The 18,543-nt window shown below is 34.1% G+C and carries 10 protein-coding genes; all 10 read left to right on the forward strand.

Features of this window, described 5'->3' with window-relative positions:
- Positions 1-502: 502 nt before the first annotated feature.
- From J8L85_RS12540 to J8L85_RS12585, 10 genes are read left to right on the forward strand one after another with little or no spacing between them, the layout of a single operon-like run.
- A complete protein-coding gene (locus J8L85_RS12540) occupies positions 503-1,987 on the forward strand; it encodes a class I SAM-dependent DNA methyltransferase (RefSeq protein ID WP_211017705.1) in 1,485 nt (494 codons plus the stop codon).
- On the forward strand, positions 1,984-3,447 hold the full coding sequence (locus J8L85_RS12545) for a class I SAM-dependent DNA methyltransferase (RefSeq protein ID WP_211017706.1): 1,464 nt from the start codon (positions 1,984-1,986) through the stop codon (positions 3,445-3,447). Before J8L85_RS12540 ends, J8L85_RS12545 begins: the two co-directional genes overlap by 4 nt.
- Positions 3,447-4,601 (forward strand): restriction endonuclease subunit S, encoded by a 1,155-nt coding sequence (locus tag J8L85_RS12550; RefSeq protein ID WP_211017707.1) that lies wholly within the window; start codon positions 3,447-3,449, stop codon positions 4,599-4,601. Before J8L85_RS12545 ends, J8L85_RS12550 begins: the two co-directional genes overlap by 1 nt.
- A 3-nt stretch (positions 4,602-4,604) precedes the next feature.
- Positions 4,605-5,117 carry a hypothetical protein gene (locus J8L85_RS12555; protein ID WP_211017708.1) on the forward strand — a complete coding sequence of 171 codons (513 nt, stop codon included), beginning with the start codon at positions 4,605-4,607 and terminating at the stop codon, positions 5,115-5,117.
- The gene (locus J8L85_RS12560) at positions 5,114-5,932 is read left to right on the forward strand and encodes a GIY-YIG nuclease family protein (protein ID WP_211017709.1); all 819 of its coding nucleotides are present in this window, start codon (positions 5,114-5,116) and stop codon (positions 5,930-5,932) included. Before J8L85_RS12555 ends, J8L85_RS12560 begins: the two co-directional genes overlap by 4 nt.
- 10 nt (positions 5,933-5,942) lie before the next feature.
- Positions 5,943-6,305 (forward strand): hypothetical protein, encoded by a 363-nt coding sequence (locus tag J8L85_RS12565; protein WP_211017711.1) that lies wholly within the window; start codon positions 5,943-5,945, stop codon positions 6,303-6,305.
- Between the two features lie 27 nt (positions 6,306-6,332).
- Positions 6,333-10,559 (forward strand): DEAD/DEAH box helicase, encoded by a 4,227-nt coding sequence (locus J8L85_RS12570; RefSeq protein WP_211017713.1) that lies wholly within the window; start codon positions 6,333-6,335, stop codon positions 10,557-10,559.
- On the forward strand, positions 10,556-14,410 hold the full coding sequence (locus J8L85_RS12575) for a UvrD-helicase domain-containing protein (RefSeq protein WP_211017715.1): 3,855 nt from the start codon (positions 10,556-10,558) through the stop codon (positions 14,408-14,410). Before J8L85_RS12570 ends, J8L85_RS12575 begins: the two co-directional genes overlap by 4 nt.
- Positions 14,411-14,425: 15 nt before the next feature.
- A complete protein-coding gene (locus J8L85_RS12580) occupies positions 14,426-15,544 on the forward strand; it encodes an HIRAN domain-containing protein (protein WP_282103039.1) in 1,119 nt (372 codons plus the stop codon).
- Between the two features lie 8 nt (positions 15,545-15,552).
- A complete protein-coding gene (locus tag J8L85_RS12585) occupies positions 15,553-18,519 on the forward strand; it encodes an HsdR family type I site-specific deoxyribonuclease (protein ID WP_211017719.1) in 2,967 nt (988 codons plus the stop codon).
- Positions 18,520-18,543: the final 24 nt, after the last annotated feature.

Consider the following 18,543-nt stretch of genomic DNA (forward strand, 5'->3'; position numbering starts at 1 on the left):
GCATCTGTAAATACATCTAGAGTTAGCAACTACATAGGTAGGGAAAGTTTAAATGGTACGTATTCAAGCTCTTATTACATATCAAACTAAAGTTCTATTATGTTTAAAATCATCATTAAGTTAGCCCTCGTCCTAATTTTATTCCTATGCCTGGCAGACATGCCCTATGGTTATTTTGAATTAGTACGTTTTTTAGCATTAGTAAGTTTTGGTTATTTAACATTTGCCGCGAAACAAAAAAATAATAATACTCAGGTAATTATTTATGTTGCCCTAGCATTATTATTTCAACCTTTTTTAAAGTCGCTTTAAGGAGGACCACATGGAATATTGTAGATATCATTGTCGGTTCAGTTCTATTCATTTCAATTTTCGTAAATAATAAAAAACAGATTAAAAAGGGATAACCTATAGACCACAATAAGCACAAAACAATATTCGTTTTTTTTAAACCTTTACAGGAATAGGTATATTTACCAGACTACAATACCGACAAAAATCAATGACTAAAACAAAACTAACCCTCTCTCAATTAGAACAGTATTTATCTAAAGCTGCGTGGATACTCAAAGGCCCTGTAGATGCTTCGGATTTTAAGGTGTATATCTTTCCGTTACTGTTCTTTAAAAGAATTTCAGACGTTTATGACGAGGAATATAAAACTGCCCTGGAGGAATCGGAAGGCGATGAAGACTACGCCAACTTGCCGGAGTTGCACCGTTTTGTAATCCCCGAAGGGTGCCATTGGAAAGATGTACGGCAAACGACCACCAATGTTGGACTTGCCATTGAAAAGGCACTTCGTGGAATAGAACAGGCCAATCAAGAATTTCTCTATGGTATTTTCGGTGATGCACAGTGGAGCAACAAAAACAAGCTTTCCGACCGTTTATTGATAGACCTTGTTGAGCATTTCTCTCAATACAATTTAAGTAACAGTAATGTTGATTCTGATTTGTTAGGGAATGCCTATGAATATCTTATCAAGCATTTTGCGGATTTAACCAATAAGAAAGCGGGTGAGTTTTATACCCCTCGTTCCGTGGTACATTTACTTGGTCTTATTTTAGATCCCCATGAAGGGGAAACCATATATGACCCGGCTTGTGGTACAGGTGGTATGTTGTTGGAATGCGTAGACCATCTAAAAGATAATAACGAAGATTACCGTACGCTGAAATTGTACGGACAAGAGAAGAATTTGACATCAAGCTCCATCGCCAGAATGAACATGTTCTTGCACGGTATAGAAGATTTTCAGATTGTTCGGGGCGATACCTTACGCAATCCCGCTTTTTTTGAGGCAGATGGTCTAAAAACCTTTGATTGCGTCATTGCCAATCCGCCGTTTTCATTGAAGGAATGGGGTGCTGAAAATTGGGCCAACGATCCCTTTGGCCGTAACATTGCCGGGGTACCTCCAAAAGGGAACGGGGATATGGCCTGGGTACAGCACATGATCAAATCTATGAACAGTACCGGCCGTATGACAGTGGTATTGCCGCATGGGGCATTGTTCAGAAAAGGGGCCGAAGGCAAGATCAGAAAGGCCCTTTTGGAACAAGATATGTTGGAGGCCGTTATTGGCCTAGGGCCAAATATTTTTTATGGCACCCAGTTGGCGGCCTGCGTTATGGTCTTTAAACAAAACAAGGAGGAAGCCAAAAAGGGCAAGGTGCTTTTTATCGATGCTTCAGAACAGGTGCGCGTGGGCCGGGCACAAAATTATCTAGAACCCGAACACGTTAACCAAATTTTTGATTGGTATAAAGGGTATAAAGATGTGGAGAACTACGTAAAAGTTGCATCTACAGAAGACCTACAGGAAAACGATTATAACCTGAACATTCCCTTGTACGTAGAAAAGATCATTGAGGACAATTTGCCAAGTGTAGAAGAAGCACTCGCTGATTTAAAAGTAGCATGGAAAGAAAGTCTAGAGGCCGAAGAAAAGTTTAAAAAGATTTTAAAAGAGTTTTTAGCATGACCCAACAACAACTAGAAAAATACCTTTGGGGGGCCGCTACCCTGCTCCGAGGTACCATAGATGCCGGAGATTACAAACAGTACATTTTTCCATTATTGTTCTTTAAGCGTATCTGTGATGTGTACGATGAAGAGTTTGAAAAAGCATTGGAAGAAAGCGATGGCGATCTGGAATATGCCTCCTTCGCCGAGCACCACCATTTTCAGGTACCCAAGGGTGCCCATTGGAACGATGTTCGTGAGACTACCGTAAATGTGGGCTTGGCGTTGCAAAATGCCATGCGCGAAATTGAAAAGGCCAACCCCAATACGCTCTATGGTATTTTTGGCGATGCCAGCTGGACGAACAAAAACCGGCTCAGCGATGAAACCCTGACCAACCTCATTGAGCATTACTCCCAGCACAAACTGAGTTTAAGCAATATTCCCGACGATAAACTGGGCAATGCCTACGAATACCTGATCAAGGAATTTGCCGACGACAGCGGCCATACCGCCGCCGAGTTCTATACCAACCGCACCGTGGTAAAGCTCATGACTATGATTATGGACCCACAACCTGGGGAAAGTGTCTACGACCCTACTTGTGGTTCTGGGGGACTGCTATTGAACTGTGCGCTGCACTTAAAGGAAGAAGGCAAGGAATACCGTACGCTTAAACTATACGGGCAAGAGATCAATCTCATTACCAGTGCCATTGCCCGTATGAACATGTTTATGCACGGCATAGAAGAGTTTAGCATTGTACGTGGCGATACCTTGGCCCGCCCCGCGTTTTTAGAGAACGATGAACTAAAAAAGTTTAACGTGATCTTGGCCAACCCGCCCTATAGCATAAAGGCTTGGGACCGCAAGAGTTTTGAAAATGACCCTTATGGCCGTAACCTTTGGGGTACCCCTCCACTAGGTTGTGCCGATTATGCTTTTGAGCAGCATATTCATAAAAGTATGGATGACAGTAATGGAAGATGTGTTCAATTATGGCCTCATGGTATTCTTTTTCGAGATAACGAAAAGAAGATGAGAAAAAATATGATTGAAACTGATACTATTGATTGTGTTATTGCACTAGGAAAGAATTTGTTTTATAACTCTTCAATGGAATCAGCTTTATTAATTAGAAGAACTAATAAAGAAGAAAGAAAAAAAGGAAAAGTGTTATTTATTAATGCTTTTGAAGAAGTGAAAAATGAAAAAACTATTTCTTATTTATTAGATCAACATATTGATAAAATTTATAAAGCTTATACTGATTATAAAGATATTGATGGATTTGCAAGAGTGATTGATATTGATAAAATATTAAAGAATGATGCTTCATTATTAGTAACTAATTATGTAAAATCATCAAGAATACTTGATAACAATACTTTATCAGTACAAGAAGCATATAATAATTGGAGTCAAAGTTCTAAAGAACTAAATAATAGTATGAATAACCTTTTTAAAATATTGGATTAATGCAAATGAAGATTGATAAATCCAATTGGAAAAAAGTTAAGATAATTGATGTTTTTACCAAAAAAGAGGAAAATGACAAAGACAATGCAAAAAATAGATTTGACCGTTTTTTAAAGGTTAATCATATGGATGCGGAAACCTTACATATAAAAAGGTGGGGTAGCCAAGAAAATGGAGAAGAATTAAATCCAACGTTTTATAAAATTTTCAGAAAAGGACAAATATTGTTTCCAACAAGAAATCCTCATTTGAGAAGAGCCGTTTTAGCATCATTTGATGGTATTTGTGGGGAGAAAACTCTAACTCTAGAACCGAATGAAGAATTTTTAATACCTGAGTTTATTCCTTTTTTATTTCATAGTGATTCGTTTTATGCTCATACAACTGGAGCAATAATTGGTTCAACAAATCCTCATTGTAGATGGCGTGATGTTGCCAACTACGAATTCCTCCTCCCCCCAAAAGAGCAACAGGCCCAACTAGCCGAATTACTTTGGGCTATGGATGAGGTTGTTGAGAAAAATACTGAACTTCTAGAAAAATCAGAAATAATGGAACGACTATCCTTAGCGGATTTATTTGATAAAAAGAAAGTCTTGTCAAATATACCATTAGGAAATTTGTATAAAAAAAAGTTTAAATCAATTGACCCAACTACACTTTTTGACAAAGATGTTGAACATTTTAGTTTACCGTCTTTTATGGAAAACCAAGCGCCAGAAAAAGTTAAAGCAAGTTCAATTAAGAGTAATAAACTACTGATTAGTGATGATGCCGTATTGTTTAGTAAATTAAATCCTAATAGACCTAAAATTTGGGCTGTTCGAAATCTGGGTAATGAATATAAATTAGGATCAACAGAATGGTTACCTGTCAGGCCAAACAATGATTTTTCTATTAATTACATTCTTGCTTTTTTATCCTCACAGACTTTTATTCAAAGAGTTATGAGGTATGTTCAAGGCACTAGTAATAGTCATAAGCGAATTGATCCGAAGCGATTTTATTTATTAAAAATTCCGTTATTTTCTAAGGAGGACAGTGAAGATATAATTAATTGTTTATTAAGTTTTCAAAAATCCAAAGTGAAAACCTTACAAACTATAAATAGTTCCAAAGCCTTACAAAAGAGTTTAATCAATCAGGTATTTTAGGGTATGGAGTATAAAGGCCCATATTGCTATACGTTGTGGCTTTCGGGTTCGGAAGAAAAAAGAGTGTTGTCAAAAAATGACTTAGAGGGTTATGCAACTACTTTTAAACACCCGGTAACACAAAACAAGACTCCAAAGATTTACATCTTAAAGCAAGAGGAAGAAATTGTTTATGTAGGCTATGCCAGCCAATCTATAGGCACGCGTTTGGCGCAAGGTATAAGGGCCAGTGGTCTTAACGGGTATCATGGGTATAAATGGAAACAGGCAAATGAATTGAATCTTTTGGTATTTGTGTTTGATCATACATTACAGGGAGATAAAGATGCCGATAAACCATATGTGCAATTTGCAGAATCGGTAGAAGCAGAACTGGTTTACCTAATACGTGAAAAAACCGGTCAATGGCCCAAGTTTCAAAACGAAATACATTTTAATAATCATAATTTACAAAAGGCAAAAGGGGTTGCGGAGGAAATTTACGCAATGGTTAATGTTCAAAAAAATAAAGAATGACCTTACACGAAGCCATACAACAAATACTATTAAAGTATAATAGAGCCATGACTACCCAAGAATTGGCAGATGCTCTAAATAAAACCAAGTTGTATGTTAAGAAAAAAGGCTCTCCCATAATAACGGCCTATCAAATTCATGGCCGCACAAAAAACTATCCCCATTTATTTGATAAGACCGGAAGCCTGGTTTCACTTAAAAACAAAACAGGCCATGCAAAAATCTTAAAACCACAAATAAAAAATTCGCAAAAGGGTAAAGACGTTTTACCTAATGTTGAGTCGATAAAGGATTTAATGAACATAAAAAAATTCAAATCGACCGCAGATATAGACAGCTTGGTGCCTCCAAAACCTGGCCTGTATTGTATTTGCATAAAAAACATACAAATGCTCGGCCCAGATTTTTCTACGGTCTTAAAACAACGTAAGCACAATATTATCTATATAGGAATGGCCTCCAAAAGCTTAAAAACTCGTTTTTTAGGGCAAGAACTTCGTGCCAAAGGTCATGGTACTTTTTTTAGAAGTTTAGGAGCCGTGTTAGGTTTTACTCCAGAAAAAGGATCATTAGTTGGAAAGAAAAACCAAAACAATTACAAATTCTCTCCAAAGCACCAGGAAGAAATTATTGACTGGATAAATAAAAACCTCATAGTAAATTGGGTAGAGGTCGATGTAAACCTTGATGCCACTGAAAAAGGATTGTTAAAAACATATTTGCCTTTGTTGAATTTGACAGGGAATCCTGGTAAATTGACAGAAGTAACGCAATTACGGGATGAATGTAAACGGATAGCGAGAGGTAGCTATTAAAATAAATCTTATGAACTCTAAAAAGGAATTTATTCAATTCATTAATACGACAGAGAAGGCATCGTTAACCAATTTAAATACAAGTTATTCTAAAATAAATGTATCAAAAGAAGTCTGGTGGCTAAATATACCAACCCATAAATTTACTGGCACCGTCAATTTACTATTAAAAACAAATAATAAGATCATTTGGGTACAACTACCTAAAGGGTTCGTAAATAATATTGGGACCTACTTTAAGATAAGACCAGATAGAGATGCTGTTGATTTGGAAATTTCCGCCGATAAAAACTATATGTATTTACGGGATATCAAATCTGGTGGTAGTGGATTTGACTTTAGTGGGTTTGTGAAGGATGAATTTATTTATTAGACGCTTTAATGAATTGAGTTTGAGCAAATGGATTTTAAGGATATAGAACATAAATACAAATTAGATTTTAATGGTTTGGCCGCCATTTTAAAAGAGAGACATATTACGCTTAAACTAGATCATCTAAATGATATCCCTAAAGAATGGATTCCAATAGTAGAAGAGTCTTTAGGCATAGTGACTTCAAAGAAACAGGAAGAAAAAACAAAAAATAGTGACCAAAAGAACATTAAGAAAAAAGAGGGTATAAAGAAAAAAAAGGAGATTGAAGCAAGAAAAAGGGAGGCTATACGTAAATCTAGAATTAAACGGATTACAACTAATGAACATCCATCTCTATCAGTTGCTAAAAATAAATCAGAAAATACGTTTTATGCATACGTAAAATTTATAGGACGAGAATTAGACCATGCCTTTATAAAACGAATTAATGATATAAACTCTATTGCTTCATTAGACATAAAAGCTAGAGATGATTCTGATTTTAAAATTATCGAAGATTGTTCTACGCTTCAAAGAGGTCAAATAATTTTATGTAAAAAAAAATCAAAAAAACATAATGTAGCAAAAATTAGTTCAGAAATACTAGAAGGAACTATTTCAAATAATAATCAAACTACGCAATTTATAGATTGGTTATCCTTTGATTATCCTATTGAAATAAACAAAATAAGAACTTTTGGTTTTGAATTAGAAGATACTTTTGTAACAACAAACTTATTTTATCATAATAACAAATTACGACTTAAAAAGTTGGCGGTTAAAGCGAATGAGCAAGATATTATTTCCAATATGGAATATATAATTCTCGATTCAATTTCAAATGTAACCGTTCCAGAAAATATTCAAAAATACATTGATGTTTATAAAACTAATGTACCTGTATCAAACTTTGCAACACTAGTATTAAGTCAATTTAAAAAGGATTTATCTGAACAGCAAAATTTCATAAATGAAGAAACGATCAACGCTCTTGTTGAAAAGTGGCAATGCATAGATCCATATTTGGTGACTTATACCAATATTAAGCATGATGAGTATTTCTTTTTATTTTTTGAAATGTGGATAAAAAGAAAATTGCCTATAAATTTTTGGGGAGGGCAATTGATAGAATCATGTATTAAATATCTATCTACTACGAATAAAAGCGTTGATACTGTTCTTGCCAACGTTTTACAAAAATCACATTTAGAAATTGTTTCATCTGCCCTAGAAATCTACGTCAACAGTGAATTTGAGATTATTAATTTCAATGAATTTAAGGTTTTAAACGTTTTAGTTTCTGCCTCTACTTTGCAAAATAAAGAAACATTAAAAGACCAGATATTAAACAAATTATCAAGGGAATTAAGTTTTGAACTTTGGTTAAATGAAGAAAACGGAAAATTCGATAAAGAATTAGCCATAAAGATATTTCCTAACAGTAATCTTGATTTTCAGTCTCGAATATTAAATGAGTTATCAAGCATTGATATTCTTCCTTTATTACCGTTTATAAATAAGGTTTCAGATAGTGAAGTCGAAAAAAAGGTATATGAGACATTATTAATTAGTATTGCTAATCAATTAGATTTTATTTGTTTTGATTTAGAGACCAATGGAGTGGTTGTTGACCAAATAGGTTGGGTCGATCATAAAAAAAATGAAAACTTTTTTTCTCATACAAATGAAATAGATTCTGGACTGGAAGAATTTGATAACTGTCTATTATCTACTTCAACAATTTTTATAGGTCATAACATTGTTGAATGGGATATTCCAATCTTATCCAAATTTGAGGTAAACATACCTCAAAATCAAATCTGGGATACCTTACTGGTAGAAGCTTTTTTAAGTCCAGAATTTAAGAATTATGCCTTAGTTACTGCACATAACGCGATAGATGACGCAAAATTAACGCGGCAACTATTTCTGAATCAGTTTTGGCGCATATTGTATATGGAAGATGACAAACTGATGTACTTGTTCTCATACTTACCAAGCAATATTGTAGAAAAAATAAAAGAATTAAAATCTAAGAAAGCTATAACCTGGAAACCATTAGCGTTAATCAATTCTGAAAAAAGAAAATTTTTCAGACCACAGCCAACGCCAAATGCATTGGTTAAAAAATTAAAAAATAAAATAGATGCTTTAGATGCTAATAATATATTAATTGTTGGTTCTGATAAATTTAAAAATGAAATATTAAGCATAAAAAACATTAAATTTCATTGTAATGATGCAACCAATAAAGATTTATATAAATTAAATAAAACTAAGATTCAGGAAATTGATGATACAAATGCTTGGGAAAAGCAAGTGTTGTTAAATTATGTGAATTATAATACATCCCTAAGCCAACCTACGTTTTGGGCTCAATTACCAGTAAGTGCTAAAATTAAAATTGAGAATAATGTAGATAACGTATTAGACCTATTTTATCCTAGTGAAGAAATAATATGGTCAGGTAGAAATGTGATGTATTTTACGATTCCTGAATTATTATTGTATCAAGACCAGCTATCACAACTAGATGACATCAATGTAATTACTGTTCATAATGATTTATTGTCTGTTGAGAATAAAAAGGTTTTAAAAGAAGTTAGTTTAGATTTCTTAATGAGTGAAATTAAAAACGATGATCATATTTGGTTAAAGTTTTCTGGTGGACAAAGTTTCTCTGAGCTTACCTTAGAACAGTGTGAAGATCTTGAGGTTGATATACCCAAACCATTTGATAATATATGGATAGAAAAAGTAACTCTTAATAAATTTAATATTTGGGGCAATTTCAATTGGGAAAATTTATTACTCACTTTTGATATTAGTAGTATTGAAGATATTCAACCGAATGCTGCAATATTAAAAAAAGAGCAGACCATAATTGCCAAGATTAGCGCGGTCGAGACACTAAAGAATAAAGTAATTCGATTTAATCCGGAATCTTTGTATCGTTCTCGATATTGGGTTTTTCAAAAACAATTAATAGATCAAATAGTCGATCAAGAGAAGGCTTCTGTGTTATTGATCCAAAACTATGATGAAATAGAAATACTCCAAAATTATTTTAGTCACTTAGGGTATTATATTCCTAAACAGTCTATATCTATTGGTAGAAGATTAGAATTATTACATCAAAGTAAGTCTACCTTCAGATTAATTATAGAACATATCGGTCAACTAGAACGTATTATACAGGCTAATCATGTAGACAGTCTAAATATTATTTTTGACAGTTTCAATCTTTTAGAAAACTATTATTCTGCGCTTAATTCGAACTACTTTAAAAACTTAAACAATAAAAGGTTAAAAAGAATAAATGAAGTTGATGAGGATGATTCTGAAAATACTACTATTAAAAATGAAGTCCTGAATACTTCTAAAAAACCAGTAATTAGTGATACCTTTTTTCTTCTAGAATTATTAAAACCTAAAATTTCCCATATCCGGGACCTATTGCATTATGCAGATCCGAATCACAGATTATGGATTTTAGATCCAAGATGTAATGATTACAATAGCTTATATGAATCTTGGAATGTAAGTCATAGAACTTTAAAGATTTGGAAGGACTTTGAAACCTACGAAGTAGCCGTAAAAGAAGCTGATAAGCATATTGATAGTGTAAACCCAATAGAAGATTTACCAATAGATATAGATAGAATAAAAGAGATATTACGGCAAGTATTCCTAAAAGAGTTTGATTGGCGACCTAGTCAGGTTCCGTATTTGGATCTTATTATTGAAGGCAATAAAGATCAGCTTATTACTTTGCCAACTGGTGAAGGCAAATCTGTATTATTTCAAGGACCAGCGTTGTTTAAAAGTGCTTTTACAAATAGGTTGACAATTGTTATAACTCCTTTAAAGGCATTAATGGAGGATCAGGTAGATGCATTATGGGATAAAGGTTTCTTTGGAAGTGTAGATTACATAAACTCAGACCGAAGTTCAGAGGTTTATTCTATTTACAGAGCCATGGCAGGAGGGGAATTGTCATTGCTTTTTGTAACACCAGAGCGATTCAGAAGTCGCTCGTTCAACAATGCACTTCAAATGAGGATTCAATCGGATGGTGGTCTTGAATATGGTGTTTTTGATGAAGCTCATTGCGTATCACAATGGGGACATGAATTTAGACCAGATTACTTTAACTGTGCAAAACGAATGGTTAAACTAAAAAAAATAAGTAGCAATAACTTTCCTCTTCTATTGTTTTCTGCCACAGTATCTGAAAAAATTTACAATGACTTTAATACTATTTTTTCATGATAAATTGGATAGACCATAACAAAGAGTACAATCCTATTAGAAAACATATCAAACTTGGTTTTAAAACGGTTGCAGATACACCAGGAATGATTGATGCTATTGTTGAAGATTTAAAAACAAAAAAATTTGATGAAGCGAAAAGTCGGGTATTGATTTTTGTAAGAACAAGAAAACAATCAGAGGAAATGACAGCTGATTTAAATAGATGTCTAAAAAAAAATAAACTTCCTTATGCAGGCAAAGCAGATTATTATCATGCAGGATTAGAAGGTACTGGTAGGGCTGAAAAATATGAAAGTTATAAAAATGGTGAAATAGTAATTTTAATTGCAACGAAAGCTTTTGGAATGGGAATGGATATTAAAAACATTCATTTTGTATTTCATTTAGGGCCATCCTCAACTTTTGAAGATTATCTTCAAGAAGTAGGTAGGGCAGGGAGAAATGAAACTTCATTTGAAGCTGCCGGTTATTCAAAAAGCAATCCATTACAAGCTAAGTGTTTAATAACACAAGATGATTTTAATAAAATTAAAGATTTACAGCATAAGAACGAGATTACTTGGTCTCAAATAGAACAAGTACGGACTACAATTTTTAATTATATTTCTAAATTTCGAGTACTTAAAATTGAAAAAGAAAATGCATTTCCATTACCATTGGATTTATTAAAGCAAGATATAGAATATGACGAGGTTTATGATAAGGATACCGTGTTTAGAATCATTTTGTATTGGCTAGAAAAATTAAAAAGAATTAAACTTGGTGTTTACACACCATCTCAATTACCTATAAAAATACTTCAAGACAATACAGATTTAATAGTCACAAAAACAAAGGAAGAAAATGAACAATTAAAAAGTTTGCTTAATCTTCTATTACAAATAAAAGGTGATAAGTTCGAAAAGTCAGAAATTGTGATGGTAGATATGCAATTTTTAAAAGATAGATTGAAACTTAAAACAACTACAGAACTTTTTAAAGTATTATTTACAGCCCAAAGATTTAAACTTATAATTCTTGAAAGGAATATTAAATTAGAAATTACGCATATTCGTACACCAGAACTAAAATCATGGAGGTCAAATATAAAATCCCCTATAATAGAGGCAACTTTTGATTTTGCGACTGAAATTTTAAAGATAACCAAACCAGGTGATCAAGTAGTGCTAGATGATCAAGAGTTAAATTCTAAAATAAAAACTGTTATTCATTCTAATCTCTTACCTGAAAATATTTTTTGGAAAGAAAAAAATAAAAAAAACGACCCGGTAACTAAAGAAGGAATCACTGAAAAATTAATTGAAGATTTTAAGAATGTCAGGTCAAAGTTTGCGTTTAAACTAATTAATTTCTTACCAAGATTAAAACATAAGAGCCATATAGAATATGAAGGAGAAAAAGCTTTTGTATCACAGTTGATCTATAATGGACATTATTCCAATGATATTTCTTTGAAGGAATTGAATGCCTTCAAAATTGATTTGATAAAATTGATTAATCACATAAGAAAAGAAAATATAAAAAAGGATAAAAAAACATTCAATATAGTAGACTTAATTAATCAATTGCTAATAGAAGAAAAAGGAGATGACTATTTTCAAAAACTAATATTTATATCGAAAGGATTAGGTTATTTAAAAGGAGACGGTGGTGATTTAGTGCCAATGGGAATTGAACTTTTTATTCATGATTTATCAAAAATTGATATAGAAAATGATACTGATTTAGAATATCAAAAAGAGTTTGACGAAAGTAATAAAATGAAAGAGTTAAGATTGTTAGCTCTTAAATGTCTTACCGATTTAAAAGATGACGAGCATGACAATTTTATTAAAGGGTATTTTAAATGCTCAAGTATTAAAGATTTAATACAACTTCTAATTGAAAACTGGAAAGAAAATCACCCTGATTTAGTCGCTTTTAGAGAAGAAGCTTTAAAAGAGGCTAAAGAAGCTTTAAATGAGAGTCAGAGAAAAGTTTATGATGCTAATTTAAATCAAAACATACAAGTGATTGCCGGCCCTGGAACAGGAAAAACGCATACACTGACATTAAGAGTGGCACGATTAATTCAAGAAGATAAAATTAACCCAGACAATATTTTGATTTTAGCATATAACCGTGCCGTGGTTATTGAACTAAAAGAAAGATTGGGTAAACTTTTTAAACAACTAGGATATTCAAAATTAATTCAGAAATTAAAGATTTTTACTTTTCACGGATTTATAAAACATGTTTTAGGGGCTGAACTTGATGATTTGGATTTTGATGAATGGACACCTCGGTTCATTCAAATAATGCATAATACACCAGGAACTATTGGTCAGCGATTAGGAACGATAAAGTATGTATTTGTGGATGAGTTTCAGGATATAACATCGGAGAGGATGGAATTATTGAAATTTATTGCCAATCCAGAAAAAACTAGAATTTGTGTTATCGGTGACCCCAATCAAAGTATATATGGTTATGAGCGAGCTAATTTAGGTGGTCCTATGAGTCCACAATCTTATTACGATACGTTCGCAAATATTTATAAGCCAAAAGTATTAAAACTGAATATTAATTATAGGTCTTATATTGAGATTTTAACGGAGTCTGAAAGATTATTAAGTCGTAATAATTCACGTTTTAAGATGCCAGAATTATTGGCTTATAACAAAACATCTTCAGCTAATTCACCGGTAGAAATTATAGGTTTCAGAAATAATAGGGTGGATTGGAAATTAAAGTTGCAAGAACTTTTAAGAATTAATGATGATAAAGGATGCTATCGTCAGATTGCTATTATGTTCCGTTCAAACAATGAGGTATATAGGGCATTTAATATGCTTAAAGATCTTAATTTGAATGCAAGGTTAAGAGTTCAGGGAGCAAAGGTAGCTCTAACCAAGACAAGAGAGTTTTATGAATTATTAAGAGTTTTAAAATTAAAGAGTCAAAACCAGTTAACCTTAAATTATTTAGAAGAGATTTTAGTTCTAAAAACTACAATATTAAGAGAACATCCAAATTGGGATCAATACATACTAGATGTTTTTCATTGTTTGGTATACGAGTTTGAAAAAGAAAAAGATGAAGACTCAACTTATGGGGATTTAATTCAATTTATTGAAGATATCGGACGTAATGATGATGGGCAGTTTGGTAAAATATATGAACAGAATATAAAAGAAATAGGGGGAGATAATTCCTTGCAAGAAGTTGTTATTACAACTATGCATAAAGTAAAAGGTTTAGAATTTGATGCTGTGTTAATACCACCATCATTTTCAAACTTACCAACCACCAGTAAGTTTAACGAAGATGATTTACTTGATTATATTGAAGAGGAAAGACGTTTGTATTATGTAGCATATTCTAGAGCAAAGAGAAAATTGGTAGTTATAAAATACGATAGAGAGACAGCCTTGGAAGAAGGAATTAGATACACTGTTCCGCCTAATATTTTGAATCAACTTGGTATTGCTGTTAATGAAGGCATTGATAAGCTTACATTGTATTGGAGCGCTAGTAATTATGGTAATGGCTGTTTCAATTTTATAAAAAACAATGTAAGCCTCGGGGACACTTTAGTATTAAGGCCAATTATCAATGATTATGGAACGTTTTGGTATGCTTTTAAAAATAATCAAAAAGTTGCGTTGCTCTCGCATGCATTTTCAAATAAAATCAGTCACTTACCTGAAGTTAATGGATTTATAGTTTCTTCTATTTACGTTCATACTTATAAAGAATCATTAATATCTGATAAAAGGAATAATACAACTTATAGTAATAAATGGAACGAAGAATCAAAAAAACGTGGTTATGTTTATTTAATTGATTTTTCTGGGTATGGAAGTTAAATTTAATAATATGCTATGTTGAGCTTCAAAAGGTTTTTAAAAAAAATAAAAGGAACTAAGGACTATAATGTAGATGAAAGTCGGCATCAAGATTATATCTCCTTGTGGACCGCTGGTTTAAATTATGACTCTAGACATGAGGCCGTAAGAAAGTGCACCTTGAATGAAAAAGTATATTTAGAAAGAGAACCTCAAAATATTAAGGACAATAATGCCATTCATGTAAAAAGGAAAAATGGAGATTCTCTTGGATACGTTGGAAGAATGCATGCCCAGCAATTAGCTCCACTTCTAGATCAAAACGCAATATTCTCATGGGCAAGAATAGTCGCATTAAAATGTGATTTGGTGGAAAACATACACGGTGTAAAAATTGCAATAGCTGTTTCTCCTGAAATCATAACCTCTAACACTCCTAAGCAAAAAGATATTCATTTCCGATTTGACAAAAGTGAACATAATAATCTTTATTTGTTGTTGGATTGTGATGAAAGAACTCTGGGTGAAATAATTAAATTACTGAACCAATCTCTATTTGAAATTATTAGATCTGGAGTTAGTTATAGACCTGGTAGTGATGGAAATTTGTATTCTTGGTACTTGCGACTTGAGAATAGCGTTGACCAAGAATCCATACATAAGCTATTAAGAGATAATTTTCCAATTCTTAATGAGCGATACAATCATGAACTAGAAGAAGAATATTTTGAACTTCAATCAGAAGAAATAGAAGATTTAAAATCACGTAACAAAGTATTAACCGAAGAGTTATCCCATGCGAAAAAAAACCTAATAAAATTTCAAAGTATTCATAGCCATAGATCCAATCAATTTAAAGATTTGATTAATCTGACTTTACCTAAAGTTCAATTTATGGGTGATTCTATAGATGTTCTTAATAATGAAATTCAAGACTATTCTGGTCCTTTGAAAAAAATCAAAGAGATTTTGAATAACAATAATTACAAGGCAAAAAAGATTAAAACCCTAAATGGCTGGTTCGAGTTACACTTTAATACTGGTCAAAGAGACGATGGAAGACTTTATTATAGAAGATGTGCGCATCAACTAGATGTTCTCGTTTCTTTTAAAAAAACACAAAGTAAGGATATTCAGTTTCTGAAAAAACAATAAATAGAGTTATGGCATTTAACGAACTTAATAGCGTAGAACATTATATTATTCATCAACTGAGCGGGCATAACCTAAACAACCAAACGGCCCACGAACCGCGATCAACTTATAGTGCCCAATGGATATATAAAGCTCCGGACCAAATTCAAAGAGGGGTTAACGAAGTTCTTGTCGAGAAAGAATTAAAAGAAGCTTTGATTCGGCTTAATCTAGAGATAGAAGCCAATCCCGATTTGGCCGACGAAGTTATTTATAAGTTGAGAACGGTACTTTTAGCCGTGAACCAAGTAGGATTGGTCAGGGCCAATGAGGAATTTTTTAAATGGATGACCGGTGATAAAACGATGCCTTTTGGAGAAAATAATCGTCATGTGCCTGTCCGTCTTATTGATTTTGAAGAGTTGACGAACAATACATATATTGTCACCAATCAGTACCGCATTCACCACCGTGAAACCAAGATTCCGGATATCGTGATGATGATTAACGGAATTCCTGTTGTGGTAGGTGAGGCCAAGACTCCGATACGCCCTTCCGTAAGTTGGCTAGATGGGGCCCATGAAGTACATGATGTTTATGAGAACTCGGTTCCCCAGTTATTTGTCCCCAACATACTTTCTTTCGCCACGGAAGGCAAAGAACTATATTACGGTGCCATACGCTGCCCTATGGAATATTGGGCCCCTTGGCGATTGGAAAACGACGAAGATGCCATTGCCAAAAGGCTGGGATTGGGCGAAGTGGGTAAAGAATTATCCGATTTGTTGAGTCCTAGGCGGTTATTGGATATTATGCGTAATTTTTCTTTGTTCTCTACGGACAAAAAGAAGCGTAGGATAAAGATCATACCCCGTTTTCAACAGTACGAAGGCGCCAATAAGATTGTAGAACGTGTTAAAGAGGGCCGTATTAAAAAAGGTTTGATATGGCACTTTCAAGGTTCCGGGAAATCGTTCTTAATGGTATTTGCCGCCCAAAAACTAAGGCGCGAACCGGAACTAAAAAGTCCCACGGTTATCATCTTAGTGGACCGGACCGATCTGGATACCCAAATATCCGGAACTTTCAATGCGGCCGATATCGCCAATGTAGAGACTACAGATAGTATCAAAGAGCTGCAAACTATGTTGGAAAGGGACACCCGTAAGATCATTGTTTCCATGATTTTTAAGTTTCGAGATGCCAAACCCAATATGAACACCCGGGAGAATATTATTGTTTTGGTAGATGAAGCACATAGAACACAAGAAGGTGATTTAGGGCGTCAAATGCGGGCAGCCTTGCCCAATGCATTCCTGTTTGGGTTAACGGGCACTCCCGTAAACAAAGCCGATAAAAACACTTTTTGGGCTTTTGGGTCAGAGGAAGACGCAGGTGGTTATATGTCGCGGTATACCTTTCAGGATTCCATTCGCGACGATGCCACTTTGCCCTTACATTTTGAACCTCGGTTGGTAGATGTCCATGTAGATAAGGAAAATATTGATAAAGCATTCGAAGAATTTAAAGAAAGTGCGGCCCTGACCGATGAAGAGGCGGATGCTTTGAACAAAAAATCTGCAAAAATGTCCGCTTTTTTAAAATCACCGGAACGGGTTGCCAAAATTGTAGCGGATATCGCAACCCATTTTAAAGAAAAGGTAAATCCACATGGTTTTAAAGCCATGATCGTAACCCCGGACCGTTACGCTTGTGTTCAGTACAAAGAAGAGCTGGATACCTATTTTCCGGAAGAAGCCAGTACTGTTATAATTTCCACTTCGGCCAATGACCCCTTAGACTTTAAACAAAAATGGGGAATGGACAAAAGCCGACAAGATAAAATAGTGGATGAGTTCAACGATCCACAATCGGATTTAAAGTTTATTATTGTTACAGCCAAGCTATTGACAGGTTTTGACGCACCGATACTTCAGACCATGTACTTGGATAAGTCTTTGAAGGACCATACCCTTTTACAAGCAATCTGCCGAACCAACCGTCTTTTTCCAAACAAGGCCTTTGGGCGAATTGTCGATTATTTTGGTGTATTCGATGATGCGGCCAAAGCCTTACAGTTCGATGAAGAAAGCATTAAGAGCGTAATTTCCAATCTATCGGAGCTGCGGGAAAAATTACCCAAAGCCATGAAGGATGCCTTAAGCCATTTTGATGGTGTTGATAGAACATTGGAAGGATTTGAAGGCCTAGAAGCGGCCCAGAACGCTATTAATACCGACAAGAAAAAAGATGCCTTTGCCAAAGATTATAAATATCTGTCCAAACTATGGGAATCTTTATCACCAGATAGAACATTGGATATATATTATGAAGATTACAAATGGCTATCCCAAGTATTTGAATCGGTAAAACCGGCTGCCGATAACATGGGGAAATTGCTTTGGTTTTCTTTGGGTGCACAAACCACTAAATTGATTCATGAAAATATCCATGTAGGCGATGTACATCAATTGGACGAGTTTATCTTGGATGCCGATGTTATCGAGGAAATATTTAATAATCCCGACCCTAAGAATGCCAAGAAGCTTGAAAAGATTTTGATAAAGCGATTCAAGAAACATGCAGAAAATCCTAAATTCAAATCGCTTAGTGAACGCCTGGAGGCACTGAGAGATAAAGCCGAACAAGGTTTAATAACATCTATAGAGTTTGTGAAGGAATTATGCAAGTTGGCCAAGGAAACGGTACAAGCCGAAAAGGAACTGGAAGAATTGATTCAAGAAAAAACACCTAAGGCGGCCTTGACCGAATTGTTCCTGGAACTAAAAACGGATAAGACTCCTGCCGTTGTAGAACGTATCGTGACCGATATTGACGCTCATGTACGTATAGTCCGTTTTGAAGGGTGGCAGCAGACAAGTAATGGAGAGCGAGAGGTGCAAAAATCCTTGAGAAAAATTCTATGGGCCAAGTATAAAATTAAAGACCAGGTACTTTTTGACCGAGCCTATGCCTATATCAAAGAGTATTATTGACCTTTCAGTATCAACTTCCTTTAA

Source organism: Maribacter sp. MMG018, from assembly GCF_018100785.1.
Lineage (GTDB): Bacteria > Bacteroidota > Bacteroidia > Flavobacteriales > Flavobacteriaceae > Maribacter.

Bases quoted from the DNA above. Each gene is read 5' to 3' on its own strand.
- J8L85_RS12540 (WP_211017705.1), top strand. From the start codon at position 503: ATGACTAAAACAAAACTAACCCTCTCTCAATTAGAACAGTATTTATCT.
- J8L85_RS12545 (WP_211017706.1), top strand. From the start codon at position 1,984: ATGACCCAACAACAACTAGAAAAATACCTTTGGGGGGCCGCTACCCTG.
- J8L85_RS12550 (WP_211017707.1), top strand. From the start codon at position 3,447: ATGCAAATGAAGATTGATAAATCCAATTGGAAAAAAGTTAAGATAATT.
- J8L85_RS12555 (WP_211017708.1), top strand. From the start codon at position 4,605: ATGGAGTATAAAGGCCCATATTGCTATACGTTGTGGCTTTCGGGTTCG.
- J8L85_RS12560 (WP_211017709.1), top strand. From the start codon at position 5,114: ATGACCTTACACGAAGCCATACAACAAATACTATTAAAGTATAATAGA.
- J8L85_RS12565 (WP_211017711.1), top strand. From the start codon at position 5,943: ATGAACTCTAAAAAGGAATTTATTCAATTCATTAATACGACAGAGAAG.
- J8L85_RS12570 (WP_211017713.1), top strand. From the start codon at position 6,333: ATGGATTTTAAGGATATAGAACATAAATACAAATTAGATTTTAATGGT.
- J8L85_RS12575 (WP_211017715.1), top strand. From the start codon at position 10,556: ATGATAAATTGGATAGACCATAACAAAGAGTACAATCCTATTAGAAAA.
- J8L85_RS12580 (WP_282103039.1), top strand. From the start codon at position 14,426: ATGTTGAGCTTCAAAAGGTTTTTAAAAAAAATAAAAGGAACTAAGGAC.
- J8L85_RS12585 (WP_211017719.1), top strand. From the start codon at position 15,553: ATGGCATTTAACGAACTTAATAGCGTAGAACATTATATTATTCATCAA.